Source organism: Acinetobacter albensis (assembly GCF_900095025.1).
In the GTDB taxonomy this organism is placed as follows: domain Bacteria; phylum Pseudomonadota; class Gammaproteobacteria; order Pseudomonadales; family Moraxellaceae; genus Acinetobacter; species Acinetobacter albensis.
The window spans coordinates 75,451-92,865 of record NZ_FMBK01000010.1; the positions used below are offsets into that span (position 1 = coordinate 75,451).

Annotated in this window: 17 protein-coding genes and 1 riboswitch; of the genes, 11 read left to right on the forward strand and 6 right to left on the reverse strand. The window is 40.9% G+C overall.

Annotation, left to right across the window (positions count from 1 at the left end; all coding sequences use genetic code 11):
• Nucleotides 1-28: 28 nt before the first annotated feature.
• Nucleotides 29-160: riboswitch (TPP riboswitch) on the forward strand.
• 110 nt (nt 161-270) lie between these two features.
• The 6 genes from thiC (at nt 271) to GA0116959_RS09645 (ending at nt 5,630) form a co-directional block, all read left to right on the forward strand.
• Nucleotides 271-2,166 (forward strand): phosphomethylpyrimidine synthase ThiC, encoded by a 1,896-nt coding sequence (gene thiC, locus GA0116959_RS09620; protein WP_092720526.1) that lies wholly within the window; start codon nt 271-273, stop codon nt 2,164-2,166.
• 75 nt (nt 2,167-2,241) lie between these two features.
• Nucleotides 2,242-2,862, forward strand: coding sequence for an NUDIX domain-containing protein (locus GA0116959_RS09625; RefSeq protein ID WP_092720527.1), 621 nt, complete (start codon nt 2,242-2,244; stop codon nt 2,860-2,862).
• Between the two features lie 10 nt (nt 2,863-2,872).
• A complete protein-coding gene (locus tag GA0116959_RS09630) occupies nt 2,873-3,682 on the forward strand; it encodes a metallophosphoesterase (protein ID WP_092720528.1) in 810 nt (269 codons plus the stop codon).
• Between the two features lie 208 nt (nt 3,683-3,890).
• A complete protein-coding gene (dksA, locus tag GA0116959_RS09635; RefSeq protein WP_053578954.1) occupies nt 3,891-4,418 on the forward strand; it encodes an RNA polymerase-binding protein DksA in 528 nt (175 codons plus the stop codon).
• Between the two features lie 9 nt (nt 4,419-4,427).
• Nucleotides 4,428-5,345 carry a tRNA glutamyl-Q(34) synthetase GluQRS gene (gene gluQRS, locus GA0116959_RS09640; RefSeq protein ID WP_171256902.1) on the forward strand — a complete coding sequence of 306 codons (918 nt, stop codon included), beginning with the start codon at nt 4,428-4,430 and terminating at the stop codon, nt 5,343-5,345.
• 51 nt (nt 5,346-5,396) lie between these two features.
• Complete coding sequence (locus tag GA0116959_RS09645) at nt 5,397-5,630, forward strand: zinc-ribbon domain-containing protein (protein ID WP_092720530.1); 234 nt, start codon at nt 5,397-5,399, stop codon at nt 5,628-5,630.
• A 15-nt stretch (nt 5,631-5,645) separates the two neighbouring features.
• Here the strand turns inward: GA0116959_RS09645 and ftsW are convergent, their stop codons facing one another.
• The 5 genes from ftsW to GA0116959_RS09670 all read right to left on the reverse strand — a co-directional run bounded on the left by ftsW (nt 5,646) and on the right by GA0116959_RS09670 (nt 10,780).
• Nucleotides 5,646-6,842 carry a putative lipid II flippase FtsW gene (gene ftsW / locus GA0116959_RS09650; RefSeq protein WP_053578956.1) on the reverse strand — a complete coding sequence of 399 codons (1,197 nt, stop codon included), beginning with the start codon at nt 6,840-6,842 and terminating at the stop codon, nt 5,646-5,648.
• A gap of 21 nt (nt 6,843-6,863) precedes the next feature.
• Nucleotides 6,864-8,210 (reverse strand): UDP-N-acetylmuramoyl-L-alanine--D-glutamate ligase, encoded by a 1,347-nt coding sequence (murD, locus tag GA0116959_RS09655; RefSeq protein WP_092720531.1) that lies wholly within the window; start codon nt 8,208-8,210, stop codon nt 6,864-6,866.
• Nucleotides 8,211-8,373: 163 nt separating this feature from the next.
• Nucleotides 8,374-8,625, reverse strand: coding sequence for a DUF6587 family protein (locus GA0116959_RS09660; protein WP_053578958.1), 252 nt, complete (start codon nt 8,623-8,625; stop codon nt 8,374-8,376).
• A 38-nt stretch (nt 8,626-8,663) separates the two neighbouring features.
• A complete protein-coding gene (gene feoB, locus GA0116959_RS09665; protein ID WP_092720532.1) occupies nt 8,664-10,520 on the reverse strand; it encodes a ferrous iron transporter B in 1,857 nt (618 codons plus the stop codon).
• Nucleotides 10,517-10,780 carry a FeoA family protein gene (locus GA0116959_RS09670; protein ID WP_092720533.1) on the reverse strand — a complete coding sequence of 88 codons (264 nt, stop codon included), beginning with the start codon at nt 10,778-10,780 and terminating at the stop codon, nt 10,517-10,519. Before GA0116959_RS09670 ends, feoB begins: the two co-directional genes overlap by 4 nt.
• Before the next feature lie 170 nt (nt 10,781-10,950).
• Here GA0116959_RS09670 and xerD point away from each other — a divergent pair, with 170 nt between their 5' ends.
• The 4 genes from xerD to thrC all read left to right on the forward strand — a co-directional run bounded on the left by xerD (nt 10,951) and on the right by thrC (nt 15,430).
• On the forward strand, nt 10,951-11,868 hold the full coding sequence (gene xerD, locus GA0116959_RS09675) for a site-specific tyrosine recombinase XerD (protein ID WP_092720534.1): 918 nt from the start codon (nt 10,951-10,953) through the stop codon (nt 11,866-11,868).
• A 105-nt stretch (nt 11,869-11,973) separates the two neighbouring features.
• A complete protein-coding gene (locus GA0116959_RS09680) occupies nt 11,974-12,786 on the forward strand; it encodes a DsbC family protein (RefSeq protein WP_092720535.1) in 813 nt (270 codons plus the stop codon).
• A gap of 123 nt (nt 12,787-12,909) precedes the next feature.
• Nucleotides 12,910-14,214 carry a homoserine dehydrogenase gene (locus GA0116959_RS09685; protein WP_053578962.1) on the forward strand — a complete coding sequence of 435 codons (1,305 nt, stop codon included), beginning with the start codon at nt 12,910-12,912 and terminating at the stop codon, nt 14,212-14,214.
• Nucleotides 14,215-14,284: 70 nt separating this feature from the next.
• A complete protein-coding gene (gene thrC, locus GA0116959_RS09690; protein ID WP_053578963.1) occupies nt 14,285-15,430 on the forward strand; it encodes a threonine synthase in 1,146 nt (381 codons plus the stop codon).
• Nucleotides 15,431-15,506: 76 nt separating this feature from the next.
• On the opposite strand, the gene GA0116959_RS09695 is transcribed toward thrC, so the two are convergent.
• Nucleotides 15,507-16,559 carry a serine hydrolase gene (locus GA0116959_RS09695; protein ID WP_092720536.1) on the reverse strand — a complete coding sequence of 351 codons (1,053 nt, stop codon included), beginning with the start codon at nt 16,557-16,559 and terminating at the stop codon, nt 15,507-15,509.
• Between the two features lie 218 nt (nt 16,560-16,777).
• On the opposite strand from GA0116959_RS09695, the gene gacA reads away from it, so the two are divergent.
• Complete coding sequence (gene gacA / locus GA0116959_RS09700; RefSeq protein ID WP_053578965.1) at nt 16,778-17,413, forward strand: response regulator transcription factor GacA; 636 nt, start codon at nt 16,778-16,780, stop codon at nt 17,411-17,413.
• The last annotated feature ends 2 nt before the right edge of the window (nt 17,414-17,415 follow it).

Here is a 17,415-nt window from a genome sequence, read left to right on the forward strand (position 1 = left end):
TTTTATCCGATCTGCATGTTAATATCAGCCTAGCTTGACGGAGCGCGAGTAATTTCTCGCTGAGATCACCAAAATGCATGATTAATGATGGCATTTGATGGTGAGTACCGTTGAACCTGATCAGGTTAAGACCTGCGTAGGAATCAAGCCATCTAAAAACCGAAGCCTTTGCTTTATCTGTATCGGACTATTGAAGTCTCATTCACAGGTAATTCTGCCACGTTTTTGGTCGTGCTTGATTCGTTGATGTCATTCATAAGGATCGAAGCAATGAACCAATTAACGAATCTCTCTGCAACAGATATTTCTGCTCAACATGAGCAAGATGCAAAAGATCTGACCCGTATTTTACCCGCTTCAAAAAAAGTTTACATTCAAGGCTCACGTCCCGACATTCAAGTACCCATGCGTGCCATTGAACTCACCGATACTCCAACTGGTTTAGGCGGCGAACATAATCCTGATATTTTGGTCTATGACACCTCAGGCGTGTATACCGATACAAAAGTTGAAATTGACCTCAATAAAGGTTTACCCAATGTCCGTGAACACTGGATTGCAGAACGTGAAGATACCGAACGCCTAGATACCCTCACCTCGCAATTTGGACAAGAACGCCTAAAAGATATTCGCACCGCAAATATACGCTTCGCGCATATTCAAAAACCACGCCGTGCGAAATCTGGTCAAAATGTCACGCAAATGCATTATGCCCGTCAAGGTATGATTACGCCTGAAATGGAATACATTGCCATTCGTGAAAATCAGCGTCAAATGGCGGGTACAGATGTCCGCCAACATGCAGGTCAAAACTTTGGGGCAAAAAATCTCACTGAAATTACCCCTGAATTTGTGCGTAAAGAAGTGGCTGAAGGGCGTGCGATTATTCCTGCCAATATTAACCACCCTGAAATTGAACCAATGATCATTGGGCGTAACTTTTTGGTCAAAATCAATGCCAATATTGGTAATTCGGCACTCGGCTCAAGCATTGATGAAGAAGTCGCAAAAATGACTTGGGCGACCCGTTGGGGTGCAGACACTATCATGGATTTATCCACAGGAAAAAATATTCATGAAACCCGTGAATGGATTATCCGTAATTCACCTGTGCCGATTGGTACGGTTCCTATTTATCAAGCCTTAGAAAAAGTGGATGGCGTAGCCGAAGACTTAACGTGGGAAATCTTTAAAGACACCCTAATTGAGCAAGCTGAACAAGGCGTAGATTACTTCACCATTCATGCAGGCGTACTGTTACGTTATGTCCCGATGACTGCACAACGTTTAACAGGCATTGTGTCTCGTGGTGGCTCAATCATGGCGCAGTGGTGCCTCGCACATCATGAAGAAAATTTCCTATATACCCATTTTGATGAAATCTGTGAAATCATGAAAGCTTATGACGTATCGTTCAGTCTGGGAGATGGTTTACGTCCTGGTTGTATTCAAGATGCCAATGATGAAGCGCAATTCAGTGAGCTCAAAACGCTAGGGGAATTGACTCATCGCGCATGGAAACATGATGTCCAAGTGATGATTGAAGGTCCGGGTCATGTGCCGATGCATATGATTAAAGAAAATATGGATTTACAACTTGAAGTCTGTCAGGAAGCCCCTTTTTATACCCTTGGTCCTTTAACCACCGATATTGCTCCGGGTTATGACCATATTACCTCAGCCATTGGTGCAGCCATGATTGGTTGGTATGGTACCGCAATGCTGTGCTATGTGACGCCAAAAGAGCATTTGGGCTTACCAAACAAAAAAGATGTGAAAGATGGCATTATTACCTATAAAATTGCAGCACATGCTGCCGATTTGGCCAAAGGCCATCCGGGTTCACAAGTTCGTGACAATGCACTGTCTAAAGCACGTTTTGAATTCCGTTGGGAAGATCAGTTTAATTTAAGTCTTGACCCAGACACTGCACGCAGTATGCATGATGAAACCATGCCCAAAGAAGCGCATAAGTCTGCCCATTTTTGTTCAATGTGCGGACCAAAATTCTGTTCAATGAAAATCACTCAAAATGTGCGCGATTATGCCAAAAACCAAAGTGAGGCGCAGCAGAGTCAAATACAAAATGATGAAATTACAGCAGGATTTAACGCTATGAAAACCACTTATCAGGAACAGGGTCAAAAACTGTATCACAAACTCTAATTTTGTAAAAAATCTTTTATTTCCATAAAATTCTCAGTTAGGATGAATGCATACTTTTCATCCTAACTGCATGATATGAATATTCTTCAACAAGCGACTTATCAGAGCAACGAAGTTCATATTCAGTCACGTGAATATTTATATCGAGGTTTTATTCAGGTTGAGAAAGTCAGTCTAAAACACCGTTTATTTCATCAAGTCGAATATACACCAATTCTGCAACGTGAATTGATTCAACGATCTGAAGCAGCAGGTGTCCTCATTTACAATGATACTCAACAAAAATTTGCCTTAATTGAACAATTCCGTGTTGGTGCAATTGATGATACAGATTCGCCTTGGCAACTCGAAATTATTGCCGGTGTGTTAGATGGTGATGAATCCCCTGAAAGCTGCATCCGCCGTGAAAGCTTAGAAGAATCGGGCTGCCAGATTAATACCTTGCAGCATTTATTCAGCTTTTATCCATCAGCAGGCGCATGTTCAGAACTGTTTCATTTATATAGCGCAGAAGCCGAACTTCCAGAAAAGGGCGGCATTTTCGGCATGCCCGATGAAGGCGAAAATATCAAATTACATCTGATTGACTATCGTGATATTGCAAGCTTAATCCTTAATGGTCGATTAAAAAATGCGCCCGTTATTATGGCTTTGCAATGGTTACAACAGCACATAAACACCTCAAGGAATGTCTAAGGAGCTGGACATGACTTTATCATCGAACCATGACAACCAACGTGACTGGACCATTATTCAGATTTCAGATACTCATTTGATGGATCAGGCAGATTTAGAATTTGTGCACATGAATCCTGAACACAGTTTTCACACCGTTTTAAAGCAAGTTCAACAACAATATCCACATGCAGACGCCATCATACATACAGGCGATTTAGCTCAAGTTCCCGTGCCAGAAACATATGCTCGTTACTTAAGCTTTATGCAAACTACAGGTATACCGTTTTATCAAATTCCGGGCAATCATGACCACGCTGAACACTTCCCATTCCATCAAAATCAAAATCAAGTCCATGTCCTTCATTTTGGTCAATGGAGCATTGTACTGTTAAATACCGCAGTTCCTAATCAAATTGATGGCTGGGTTTCACAACAGCATTTGCATCAACTTGAACATATTTTAGAAACCTATGCACAGCAATTTATGATTGTGGCTTGTCATCATCATCCTTTTGATATGCAGTCAAAATGGATTGATCAACACAAACTCAAAAACACCAATAACCTCTTAGAGGTTTTAAATAAACATAGCAATATCAAAGCCGTTATATGTGGTCATGTACATCAAGATTCTTTAAGGGAGTGGCAAAATATTCAGTTTTTTTCTACCCCATCCACCTGTGTACAGTTCAAACCTTTAAGTGATCATTTCGCTTTAGATGATGAAAGTCCGGGGTTTCGCGTATTATCTTTAAAAGAAAATGGTGAGTTAGACACAGTAGTTCATCGGGTTGCAAATACACAACAAAAAATTAATATTGAAATTTCAGGTTATTAACTTTTCATTTGCCTTCTTTTCCATTATTTTATGGCTTCGAAAGGAAACGTGATAGATAGAATCCCGACATCAAAGACTATCAAAAAGCACAAAAAGTCTATATGATGACGCCCCTCGAAGGAGAATCTCCTAAGGGTTGGATAAAAACACTTGCATATCACCATATTTTTTGCGTATAGATATACGTATATGATGAGGAATGCCCTAAATGGCGAATGACAACCAAAACCAAGTCTTGGACGAACAAACTGATGTTGTAGAGGAAAAGTCTACAAAACGTGTGCGAAAAACCAAGCCAAAAGCATCAGAAAGTGGCTCTACTGCTAGCTTATTTGGTATTGCACCTTATCAGCCGAAAAAAAATGAAGAATACATGTCCGAAGGACAACTTGAACATTTCCGCCAAATTTTACTGGCATGGAAAGAAGAGTTAATGTCTGAAGTGGATCGTACCTTAAACACAATGCAAGATGAAAATACTGCATTGCCCGATGTAAATGATCGTGCGACACAAGAAGAAGAGTTTGCGATTGAACTCCGTACTCGTGACCGTGAACGTAAATTAATTCGCAAAATTGAGCAATCAATCGACGCGATTAAAAATGACGATTATGGCTTTTGTGAAACTTGCGGTATTGAAATTGGTTTACGTCGTCTTGAGGCGCGTCCAACTGCAACCCTTTGTATTGACTGCAAAACTTTAGCAGAAATCAAAGAGAAGCAAAATAACGGCTAATTACAGTTTATGCTTAATAATCCAGCCCTAATCCCTTCTTTATTCAAGGAAGGAGATAAAAGGATGGCTTATGTGGGTCGGTTTGCGCCATCGCCAACCGGCCCTTTGCATTTTGGCTCACTCATCACAGCCGTTGCGAGTTATTGCGATGCCCGTGCACATCACGGTCAATGGCTTGTTCGCATTGAAGATACTGACATTCCGCGTATTTATCCCGGAAGTGAAAATCACATTCTAGCTTGTCTTGATGCATTTCATTTTGAAATGGACGCAGATATCATTTTCCAAAAAAATCGTTTGGATATTTACGATGCCATCATCGATCAATTACATCAAAAGCATCAAGTCTATGCCTGCCAATGTACCCGAAAAATGTTGGGTTCTAATCATATTTATACAGGTACTTGCCTTAATTTAAATCTGTCTTTTGAACAAAAGGCTATTCGAGTCAAAGTGCCAGATCAAAACATTTGTTTTAAGGACCGCTTACAAGGCATACACTGTTCCAATCTCCAACAAGACTTAGGCGACTTTGTTCTCAAGCGCCGTGATGGGATTATGAATTATCAACTGGCAGTCGTGGTAGATGATTATTTACAAGGCATCACCCATGTGGTTCGTGGTGCAGACTTACTAGATAATACCGAACGGCAAATTTGGTTGGGTTCACTTTTGGGTTATCCTACACTTCAATATATGCACTTGCCGCTTGCCATGAATGCACAGGGGCAAAAACTGTCTAAACAAAATTTGGCGCAAGCGATCGATCTCAACCGCGCACCTGAATTACTCCAACAAGCAATTCATGCTTTACATCAACCTCATGTTGATTTGGACACGCCAAAACATATGCTCAAGCAAGCCATTGCGCAATGGGATATACAACAGATTCCACACACAATAGAACTGCAAGGCACTTATTTATAAAATCAAAAATGCGCTAAGCTAAAAGACAAAACTTAAAAAAGAGTTCAGTCTATGTTTTTTATTTTTGGAATGGGTCCAAAGACCAAAATCGTTGAGAAAAGTCAGTTCCTTTGTCCCGTATGCAGAACCCAAAGTGCATATGAATTAAGACAACAGCGTCATTATTTTTCTTTATTTTTTATCCCATTGATTCCCCTTTCAAAAGCAAAAGGAGAATTTGTGAAATGTCTGCATTGTGGCACTGAAATGCCAAGCACAGTGTTAAACCATGCTCAGCAGGATTGATCATCAGAATCAAAGCTAGAAACTTGATTCTTCTTTACTTGGGTTCACTTTTTGTGTGGTTGCATCAATTTTTAAAATCAAGCTAATCATAACCGCGCACATAATTAAAGATGACCCGCCATAACTAATAAATGGCAAGGTTAAACCTTTGGTCGGAAGCATCCCCATATTCATACCGGCGTTGACCAAAATTTGCAGCAAGAAAATAATACTGATGCCATAGGCCAAATAGCCGGCACGTAAATATTGATTTTGTAGGGCACGATGACCAATTTTGATACAACAAACCAGCATTGAAAAAGACAATACCAACACGGTGCTAATGCCCATAAAACCAAACTCTTCACCTAAAATCGCCAGCATAAAGTCTGTATGGGCTTCAGGAAGATAAGCCATTTTTTGGATACTATGTCCAAGCCCCACTCCGACCCACTCACCTCGTCCAAAAGCCATTAAAGCATTGGACAGTTGATAGCCTGTGCCTAGCGGATCTGCCCACGGATCGGTAAAGGATAAAGCACGTTGCAAACGGTAAGGCTCGAACACAATCGCGACAACCAAACCAATAATAATCGCCCCCATGAAAATGATAAATTGGATCGGCGGCGCACCTGCCAAAAAGAACACGCCTAAAATCATCAAGACAATCACTGCTGTTGCGCCCAAATCTGGTTCAGCCAGAATCAAACCGACGGTGATCACCATCACTGCACCTAAACGAAACAGTCCAGATAGATTATTACGTACCTCTTCTGCCCTACGTACCACGTAATCAGCCGTAAAAATGGCCATCATGACTTTAGCAACTTCCGAGGCCTGTAAAGTAAAGCCTGCTATACGAATCCAACGGGTTGAACCGTTCACTTCTGTCCCGACAACCAATACGACCCCCAACAACAAAATGGTCATTAACCACAATGGGAAGGTATTATTGAACCAAATATTCAGCGACACTTTATAAACTAAAAATGCAGCAATGGCAGCCACCAAAATCGATATTCCATGTCTGATCACAAAGTGAAATGGATTTTCATGCAAGCGGTCAGCATACGGCATGGATGCAGAAGCCACCATGATGGAGCCAATACAGAGTAAGGCAATCACACAAAAAATAAGTACATTGCGTGAGGTCATTTCAGCAGGAATTTTTGGTCCCCACGTATTATAAACCTGATTAATTTTATTTATGGTCGCCTGAGCTAAGCCAGCCATACAACTTTCCTTATCATTCTTTTAAGCAAGAGTGTTTACACATTCAACGAACTGGTGTCCACGTTCACTATATCCTTTAAACATATCAAAACTGGCACATGCAGGTGACAATAACACCACATCATGCACTTGCGTATGTTGTTGGCCTAATTCGACCGCTTCTTTTAAAGAGTCAGCTTGAATAATCGTGGTTGTACCTGCAATTGCTTTTTCAATTACAGTACGATCTTCACCGATCAACACTGCAAGCTTTGTATATTGGCTTAAGGCATTACGTAAAGCCCTAAAATCTTGTCCTTTACCCTGACCACCCAAAATAATCGCAACTTTACCCTGTTGAGGGGCTATAGCAGCGCCCAAACCTTCAATCGCTGCTAAGGTCGCGCCGATATTGGTGCCTTTTGAATCATTGTAATAACGTACGCCGTTCAGTTCTTTTACAAATTCACAGCGATGCTCTAAGCCTTTAAATGTCTTTAATGTATTCAGCATCGATTCAAGGGCCAAGCCAATTGCTTCACCAAGGGCCAAACATGCCAAAGCATTTGCAATATTATGTGTTCCTTGCATATACATGTCCGTACTTTTCAGTAAACGTTCACGGCCACGAGCTAACCAAATGGTGCCATCATCTTCTTTTAAAATACCATATTGATTCATATCTGGTGCATTTAAACCAAAGCTTTGCATTGGCGTCACATCTGGCACCAAGGGGCGAGTTAATGAATCATCACGGTTATGTACTACTTTTTTGACACCTTGAAAAATACGATGCTTGGCCGTGTGATACCCCATCATGTCACCATGACGATCTAGATGATCTTCACTCAAATTCAGTATCACTGCCACATCTGCGGCTAAATTAGACGTCGTTTCTAACTGAAAACTGGAAAGCTCTAAAATATACAATTCTGGATCATCTTTGGTTAAATCCAGTGCAGGCCGTCCCAGATTCCCCCCCACAGCAACCTTAATATCAGCATCTTTGGCCATTAAGCCAATCAGTGTAGTTACTGTACTTTTTGCATTTGAACCCGTAATCGCCATAATCGGCTTGTCAGTGGCGCGGCGTAAAATCTGAATTTCACTGACGACAGGAATGCCTTTTGCGATAGCGGCTTGAATTTCAGCTAGCTTCGGATCCAATCCTGGACTAATCACAATTTCTTCAGCTTGTAACAACAGCTCTTGATCAAGCTGGCCAAAGCTGGTTTGTACTTCGCTAGGAATTTGATCATAGCCTGGCGGGGTCGGTCTAGAATCTGTTACTGCAACGCGGTAGCCTTGTTCATGTAAGAAATTTACTGCCGCAACACCTGATATTCCTAGTCCTGCAACGACTTTTAATCCACCACGTTGAATTAACATTTTTACCCCATATTCTGGTTTATTTTTAAAACTGGCAAAATGTTAGCACTTTGCTGTTTTGAATGCTTTTTCTGTTTTGACTTTATCTGCCTTTTTTTGTGTCAGTGCGTAAAAAAACCGTCATAAAGATGACGGTTTTTTTAAATCAGGACAAACTTGCGTTTTATTTCCATTTTACTGCTTGGATTTCTGGCTGTTTTACTGTCTTTTCTTCAGTAACCGCACAGCCACAACCTCCACCACAACCTGAAACCTCAGCCGGCTTTAACCATTTTGCCAAGGTGAGCCAACCCTGTTTATTACACAAATTAGATAAGTGCATAAAGACTGAATTTGCACTTGTAGGAAATACTTTTTTGAACACCACAATCGTGCTCCATATTACCAGTACAGCAACTATAATTACTTCTATCATTTCAATCTCCGCTCGCTGTTATTTTGAATCAACGTCACTTAACCCCAATAATGCGATGCAACTTGATAGGTGAGAAAAGACATCAAATAGGCCAAACCAAATAAATAGGCCGTCATAAAACTGACTGTTTTCCATGAACCCGTTTCACGTTTTACTGTAGCCAAAGTCGCTAGACAATGCGGGGCATAAATAAACCACACCAAAAGTGAAAGACCAGTAGCCAGTGACCAACCCAAGCTCCCATCACTGCTGATAATAGAGGATAGACCTTGTGATATGGCATCATCATCTGTTGCAGACAAGGCATATACCGTACCAAGTGCAGCCACAACAACTTCACGTGCGGCCATCGCAGGAATTAACGCAATACAGATTTGCCAGTTAAAACCCAGCGGTGCAAAAATCGGTTGCATGACATGACCCAGCATACCCGCCAGAGAATAATCAATCGCAGGTAAAGTCGCACCTTCAGGTGGTTGAGGGAAAGTACACAAAAACCAAAGTAAAATTGAAAGCGCAAAGATGATGCCACCGACGCGTTTTAAGAAAATTTTGGCACGATCTAGCAAACCGATCCAAAGACTTTTTATATCAGGAAAACGATAACTCGGTAGTTCCATCAACAACATATGCTGAGACTTATCTTTTTGGAAAAATTTCAGAATAAACGAGACTACTAGTGCACTCACAATTCCAGCCATGTATAAAGCAAACAAGACCAGACCTTGTAAATTGAAAATACCCCACACCATATATTCAGGAATGAACGCAGCAATCAATAAAGCATAAACAGGGAGTCGTGCCGAACACGTCATTAAAGGTGCAACAAAAATTGTGGTCAGGCGGTCACGTGGATCGCTAATACTGCGTGTGGCCATAATGCCGGGCACAGCACAGGCAAAACTAGATAATAAAGGAATAAAAGCACGACCACTTAAGCCTGCCTTAAACATCAATTTATCTAATAGGAAAGCTGCGCGGGGCAAATATCCAGATTCTTCTAACACTAAAATGAAGAAAAATAGAATCAAAATTTGTGGTAAGAATACGACCACACCACCAGCGCCTGCAATGACACCATCCACCACCAAACTGTTTAAGAGTGGATGTGAGATATGCTGTCCAATAAATTCCCCCAACCAACCAAAGAACGTCTCGATCCCATCCATAAATGGTGCAGCCCAAGCAAAGACCGCTTGGAAAACCACAAACATCATGACCGCGAGACTCACCAGTCCCAAGACTGGATGTAAAAAGATTTTATCTAAAAAATCTGAGCGCTTATCTTCTTCATCGACTGAGTTGACCACATCATGCAAAATTGTCTCAATTTTATGATGATTATTTCCTTTTAAACCACTCAGTTCAGTATGAGGAATCGAATATTTAGCTTGATCAAGTGCGCTCATCAGGTTTTCAATGCCTGAATTTCGCACTGCCACCGTTTCTACTACTGGAATCCCTAAGCGTTCTGAAAGTTTTTGGGTATTAATTTGCATGCCACGACGACGTGCTTCATCCATCATATTGAGGACAAGTAAAATTGGACGACCCAATTCAATCATTTCTAGGACTAAACCTAAATGTAATTTGAGGTTGGTTGCATCCACCACACACAAGAATGCATCTTGTTGTTTTTCTTCTGTAATTTTACCTTGAACGACATCGCGGGTAATGGCTTCATCTGGACTGGTAGCATCTAAGCTATAAGTTCCGGGCAAATCCAGAACACGAACCGCTTGACCAGAAGGTAAATTAAACTGTCCAACCTTACGTTCGACGGTCACACCAGCATAATTAGCAACTTTCTGACGGGTGCCTGTCAAGTGATTGAACAAGGAAGTTTTACCACAGTTTGGGTTACCAACTAAGGCAATACGTAGCGCATCACTCATGTCGGCACCCCATCAAGATGTATGTCAATTTTTTCAGCTTCAACTTTACGCAGTGCGAATCGGGTAAATCCAACTTGAATCAAAATTGGGTCTCCCCCAAAAATACCTTTGGTAATCACTTGTACTTTTGTACCAGGAACAAAACCTAATGTCTCTAAACGGCTTGCAACCAAATCTTGTTCAGAAATGCCCGCTTCCAAAGTTCGATTAACTTTGCTAATTATCGCCGTTTGTTTCACTTTTAAATCAGATAAACGCACTACATCTAATCCCAAAATATTTTAACCAGTATACAAACAAATGAGAATAATTACCAAATAAGGTTTGATTCTAATTCTCATCTTGCACTGATGCATCGACTTTATTCAGGAATTGTTCTAAATTAATCTATACCAAGAAAACTTGGATGTTCATTCAATGTAGACCTCATATGCTCAATAAAAAACCTCGAATACCAGCACCCGTAAACATTCCTAAACATTTAAGTTTTTTGCAGGGTTTTCGAGATTATCTAATTTCACAAACTGTGAGTCCACACACCCGGAATGCTTATCTCTCTGATTTAATTCAAGCAAGTGAATGCCATTCCAATCATATGCCACTGTGGTCAGGAGACGATATTTCAGATGTTTTACTAGCCTTAACCAAACAGGGCAAAAGCCCGCGTTCGATTGCGCGTGCCCTTTCCGCACTACGTTGTTTTTACAAGTTTTTACGTGAACAAAAATTACGTTCAGACAATCCCGTAGCGACCCATAAAACCCCAAAGATTGGACGCGCGTTACCCAAAGATATTTCTGAACAAGAAGTCGAAGCTTTGATTCATGCACCCGACATTGAAACGGCTTTAGGTTTACGCGATCGTGCCATGCTTGAAGTACTTTATGCCTGTGGTTTACGAGTGACCGAATTACTCAATTTACGGCTTGAATTGATTAATTTAAAGCAAGGTTATTTGCGTATTGTCGGTAAAGGCAATAAAGAACGCTTGGTGCCTTTAGGTCAAGTTGCCTGTGATTGGATTGAACAATATTTACATCAAGCACGACCACAGTTATATAAATCTGCAACAGATTATGTATTTTTAACTCAGCATGGCGGTATCATGAGTCGGCAAAATTTTTGGTATGCGATTAAAAAATATGCCTTACAAGCGGGTGTTCAAGCTGAACTTTCACCCCACACATTGAGACATGCTTTTGCCACACATTTGCTCAATCATGGCGCAGACTTACGGGTTGTACAAATGTTGCTTGGTCATAGTGATTTATCTACGACCCAAATTTATACTCATGTCGCTCAAGTTCGCATGCAACAATTACACGCACAACATCATCCTCGCGCTTAGCGGTTTTTTTAATCTATGTTCTACGACCAAGAAGTGTTAACGAGCAGTGCTTTTTTTTTGCTATGCTAAGCCACCTGTTTTCTTTATCGCTTAAAAGGGTTATTTATGTTATTTACCCGCTCAAAAATTTTGATTGCATGCACCTTAGCCAGCAGTCTCGCAATTACGGCTTGTTCAAATTCAAATAATGATGACAAGCAAAGTCCTTTAACGGCAAGTACACCTGCAACAGGTGAAGCGTCTAATCTTTCTGAACGTAATGCACAACAACGCCTGATGAATACCTTGCAACAGCACTTTAAAAAAGCCAGCATCAATGCCAAAGTTTTAGATATTAAAGCCACTGAAGTGCCTAGTTTGTATTGGGTCAATCTTGAAGGCATGTCTTCTGTATATGCTACAGCAGATGGTCAATACATTATTCAAGGCGATGTGCTGCGCTTAGGCGACAGCAAGATTCACAATGTCAGTGAAAACTTACAATCTGAAGCCAATAAAAAGTTGCTTGCCAACTTAAAAACAGAAGATTTATTGGTGTATAAAGCAAAAGGTAAGACCAAACATGTAGTCTATGTCTTTACGGATGCAAGTTGCCCATATTGTCATAAACTTCATGAACACCTAAATGACATTAACGCTAAGGGTATCGAAGTCCGTTATATTGCTTGGCCGCGTGGTGAACAATTCATGCCAGCCATGGAAAGTGTCTGGTGTAGCGCAGACCGTCAAGCGGCTTTTGACCAAGCTATTACTGGTGCACCTTTACCACCTGCGACCTGTAAAAATCCTGTAAAAGAGCAGTATCAACTTGGATTAAATATGGGTGTAAATGGTACACCTGCCATTTATAATGCAGAAGGTGTGTATTTGGGTGGTTACCTTTCTCCTGAAGAATTGGTAGAACGTTTAAATAACTAATTTTTATTCGTTAATTTACTTATTTTTATAGTTGAAGATAAAATTATTTCTTTCCTAGAGTCTGATGCTTTTTTTAGCTATGATCTAGGATTGCTTAAAATTGATTAGATATTGGAGTATGACGTGAAACCAGTTCGTCTGGCAATCCTAGGTCTTGGTACTGTAGGTGTTGGTGCCCTTAAACTATTAAAAGAAAATGCTGCTGAGATTAAACGTCGTACGGGTCGCGAAATTCAAATTACGCATGTCGGAACACGTCGTCCGCGTCCAGATTTAGATCTTCCAGAATCCATTCAATTAAGCGCAGATCTTCTTGAAATTGTGCGTCAGCCTGATGTCGATGTGGTGGTTGAAGTCATGGGTGGGATTCATCCTGCTTATGAAGTCATTATGGAAGCCATGAAGCATGGCAAACATATTGTGACCGCAAATAAGGCTCTACTTGCAGAACACGGTAATGAGCTGTTTAAAGCTGCAGAAGATAATGCTGTACAAATTACTTATGAAGCTGCGGTTGCTGGTGGTATCCCAATCATTAAAGTGATTCGTGAAGGATTAGCGGCAAATAGAATTGACTGGCTGGCTGGTATTATTAATGGTACAGGCAACTTCATTCTCAGTGAAATGCGTGAAAAAGGTCGTGCTTTTGAGGATGTTCTGAAAGAAGCACAAGAACTCGGTTATGCCGAAGCCGATCCAACCTTTGATGTTGAAGGTATTGACGCAGCACATAAACTGACCATTTTGGCTTCATGTGCCTTTGGTATTCCTTTGCAATTTGACAAAGTCTTTACCGAGGGAATAGCAAAAATCACCGCACAAGATGTGAAATATGCAGAAGACTTAGGTTTTCGAATCAAACATTTAGGTATTGCACGTCGTGCAGCAACAGGAATTGAACTGCGTGTTCATCCCACACTCATTCCTGATGACCAACTGATTGCCAATGTAAATGGTGTGAAAAATGCCATATTGGTTCAAGCCAATGCCGTCGGACCAACGTTGTATTATGGTGCAGGTGCAGGTGCAGGTCCAACTGCTTCGGCTGTAGTAGCAGATGTCGTAGATATTGTCCGTGACATCATCTATACCGAAGATGGTGCAGGGACTATTCCACAATTGGCTTTTGAAGCTTTAAGTGACCTAACTATTCTTTCACGCGAAGAAATGACGACTGGATACTACATCCGTATTAATGCTGAAGATCAAACTGGCGTTCTTGCAGATGTCACCACAATTTTAAGCCGTGCTGGAATTAGCATTGATGCCATCATGCAGCAACCACGCTTAAAAGATTTGATTCCGATCGTGATTCTGACCGATCCTGTGATTGAGTCAAAAATGGATAAAGCGTTACAACAAATTCAAGCATTGCCTTTCATTCATGGCGAAATTGTACGAATTCGTTTAGAATCGCTTGAAAATTAATCACGTTTTTAAACTCCTCTAAATCCCCCTTTTTGAAAGGGGGGCTTATTCCTCATATTGGAACATCATCATGTCGAATGCCAATCGTTATACTGGTTTAGTTGACCGTTATCGCGACCGTTTACCCGTGTCTGCCACTACTCGTGCTATCTCATTAGGTGAAGGTAATACACCGCTGATTAAGCTTGAGAATATTCCACGTATTATTGGTAAAGATGTTGAAATTTATGTGAAGTACGAAGGCTTAAATCCAACGGGCTCATTTAAAGACCGTGGCATGACCATGGCTGTGACCAAAGCCGTGGAAGAAGGCTCTAAAGCAATTATCTGTGCCTCAACTGGTAATACTTCTGCTGCTGCTGCTGCTTATGCTGCACGCGCAGGAATTAAAGCATTTGTTTTAATTCCAGAAGGTAAAATTGCCATGGGTAAAATGGCACAGGCGATGATGTATGGTGCAATCACCATGCAAATTCGTGGTAACTTCGATGATGGCATGCGTCTGGTCAAAGAAGTTGCAGATCAAGCTCCTGTAACGATTGTAAATTCTATCAATCCGTATCGTTTGCAGGGTCAAAAAACCATTGCCTATGAAATTTTTGAAGCTTTAGGTCGTGCGCCTGATTATCACTGCTTACCAGTCGGTAATGCAGGTAATATCACTGCACACTGGATGGGTTATACAGAAGCGGTAGCCAATCAACCTGCTGATCAATTTGAACAAGTGATTTATGATGCGGCAACCGATGCTTTCACCGGTCCTAAACCTGAAGGCTTACCTATCATGGTGGGTTATCAAGCAGATGGTGCTGCTCCTTTTTTACGTGGTGCTCCTGTTGAACATCCTGAAACAGTCGCAACTGCGATTCGTATCGGCAATCCGCAAAGCTGGAATCATGCCAAAGCAGTCGTACGCGACTCGAAAGGTTGGTTTGATGAATTAAAAGACAGTGAAATTTTAGAAGCGCAACGCTTACTTTCAATGTATGAAGGTGTATTCGTTGAACCTGCTTCTGCTGCTTCTATCGGCGGTGCAATCCGTGATATTAAAGCAGGTAAAATTGCTGAAGGCTCTGTTATTGTCTGTACCGTAACAGGAAATGGTTTGAAGGATCCAGATACTGCAATTAAACAGTGTTCTGATGCAGTTATGCTGACCATTGATGCCACTATGAATGATGTAAAAACTTCAATTCTTTCTAATATGGACCAATAATTTCGATTGTATCCAACTCAAAAAAAGCCTCGCAATTGTGAGGCTTTTTTTTTATAAATAAACTGAAATGATTTGATTAGATACGTTTTGATAATTGCGTCACCCAACCCATTAAACGCGTTGCATCATTGGTACGTGCTTGAGAGGAAGAAGCACCGAGTAAGACTACAACGGCAGGACGATTATTCAAAGTGGTATGCATCACCACACAACGCCCTGCTTCATTGATAAATCCTGTTTTTGAAATATTAATGTTCCAGCCACCATTACGTACTAAAGCATTGGTATTGTTTGATTTCAATACACGATAACCTAAATTAAAATCATAACTCGGTGTCGTTGAAAATTGACGAATGAGACCATACTGATAAGCCGCACTTACTAAAATACCTAAATCTCGTGCAGACGCAATATTATGCGGATCAAGTCCCGTAGACTCAACATAATGGGCTGAACTCATGCCTAAAGATTTGGCTTTAGCATTCATAGTCGCAATAAAAGCACTTCGACCACCAGGAAAAGTACGAGCGAGAGCAGCCGCTGCGGGATTCTCTGACTTCATTAAAGCCAACAATAAAGCTTCTGCACGGTTCATTGAATCGCCAGCACGCAACGTTGAACTTGAATTTTTACCGCCTGCACCAGCAAAATCAATTTGTTTTAAGGTGATTTCTTCAGACATATTTAAACGTGCATCTGCAATCACCACAGCCGTCATCAACTTGGTAATAGATGCAATCGGTAGAGCTGCATTTGAATTTTTACTATACAGCACCTCACCTGTTTGAGAGTCCATCACCAATGCTGCACGAGCATTGACCTGAGGTTGATTACTGTAACCTGAATTACTTAAAATCTGGACTGTTTTAGGTGCTGACTGGGTTACTACACCATTAGAACTGCGTACAGAAGTGGTAATTTTGGTCGAACCTTGTGGCGAAACCTCTTCTACGAGTGCCGAAACATCACCATTAAGCAACTGTTGCGCATCTTCCGATGACCAACTTAGTGCTGCTTGACCGGCCCCCCCGGGAGCGTCCATGATCAGTTCTGCAAAACTAGTTGAACTCACACTTAGCAAGATCGATACACCCAGCACATGCATTAAAGATTTTTTTGAATTTTTCACTTTGGTTTACTCAACTCAGGGAGGTAAGATACATTTGTGTATTACCTCAAATATGCCTTACATTTAAACACAAAGATGAATATTTTTTAAGCATGCAACTTTGTGTTCAACATTTCATTTAAAGATAGAATAGGATTGCTAATTTTGTCATTTCATTGCAAGCTTATTTTGCTTTATGTAACAAAAAAGATGCTTTTTTTTATTTGAAGGAGAATTAGGTGATCACAGTTTTAGTGGTAGATGACCATGAATTAGTCCGTACTGGAATTTGCCGTATGCTCGAAGACCATTCAGGTGTTCAGGTGGTGGGTCAGGCTGAATCTGGAGAAGAAGCGATTACCTTGGTTCGTCAGTATCATCCAAATGTGGTCTTACTCGATGTCAATATGCCTGGTATTGGCGGTGTTGAAACGACCCGACGTTTATTACAAACGGCGCCCGAAACTAAAGTTTTGGCAGTCAGTGGTTTAGCTGAAGAACCTTATCCCTCATTATTGTTAAAAGCAGGTGCTAAAGGCTATATCACCAAAGGTGCACCCGTAACAGAAATGGTCCGTGCCATTAATAAAGTCATGCAAGGAGGTAAATATTTTAGTGCAGATATTGCCGAACAACTGGCCAGCTCATATCTTTCTGATACTCAGCAATCCCCTTTTGATGCATTATCTGAGCGAGAAATGCAAGTGGCGATGATGGTGGTAAATTGTATTAGTGCACAAGAAATTGCTGATAAACTGTTTGTGAGTGTGAAAACAGTAAATACCTATCGTTATCGTATTTTTGAAAAATTGAGTTTAGATAGCGATGTAAAACTGACTCATTTAGCAATTCGTTATGGCTTAATTAAACCTTAATA

Bases quoted from the DNA above. Each gene is read 5' to 3' on its own strand.
- thiC (WP_092720526.1), top strand. From the start codon at position 271: ATGAACCAATTAACGAATCTCTCTGCAACAGATATTTCTGCTCAACAT.
- GA0116959_RS09625 (WP_092720527.1), top strand. From the start codon at position 2,242: ATGAATATTCTTCAACAAGCGACTTATCAGAGCAACGAAGTTCATATT.
- GA0116959_RS09630 (WP_092720528.1), top strand. From the start codon at position 2,873: ATGACTTTATCATCGAACCATGACAACCAACGTGACTGGACCATTATT.
- dksA (WP_053578954.1), top strand. From the start codon at position 3,891: ATGGCGAATGACAACCAAAACCAAGTCTTGGACGAACAAACTGATGTT.
- gluQRS (WP_171256902.1), top strand. From the start codon at position 4,428: ATGCTTAATAATCCAGCCCTAATCCCTTCTTTATTCAAGGAAGGAGAT.
- GA0116959_RS09645 (WP_092720530.1), top strand. From the start codon at position 5,397: ATGTTTTTTATTTTTGGAATGGGTCCAAAGACCAAAATCGTTGAGAAA.
- ftsW (WP_053578956.1), bottom strand. From the start codon at position 6,842: ATGGCTGGCTTAGCTCAGGCGACCATAAATAAAATTAATCAGGTTTAT.
- murD (WP_092720531.1), bottom strand. From the start codon at position 8,210: ATGTTAATTCAACGTGGTGGATTAAAAGTCGTTGCAGGACTAGGAATA.
- GA0116959_RS09660 (WP_053578958.1), bottom strand. From the start codon at position 8,625: ATGATAGAAGTAATTATAGTTGCTGTACTGGTAATATGGAGCACGATT.
- feoB (WP_092720532.1), bottom strand. From the start codon at position 10,520: ATGAGTGATGCGCTACGTATTGCCTTAGTTGGTAACCCAAACTGTGGT.
- xerD (WP_092720534.1), top strand. From the start codon at position 10,951: ATGCTCAATAAAAAACCTCGAATACCAGCACCCGTAAACATTCCTAAA.
- GA0116959_RS09680 (WP_092720535.1), top strand. From the start codon at position 11,974: ATGTTATTTACCCGCTCAAAAATTTTGATTGCATGCACCTTAGCCAGC.
- thrC (WP_053578963.1), top strand. From the start codon at position 14,285: ATGTCGAATGCCAATCGTTATACTGGTTTAGTTGACCGTTATCGCGAC.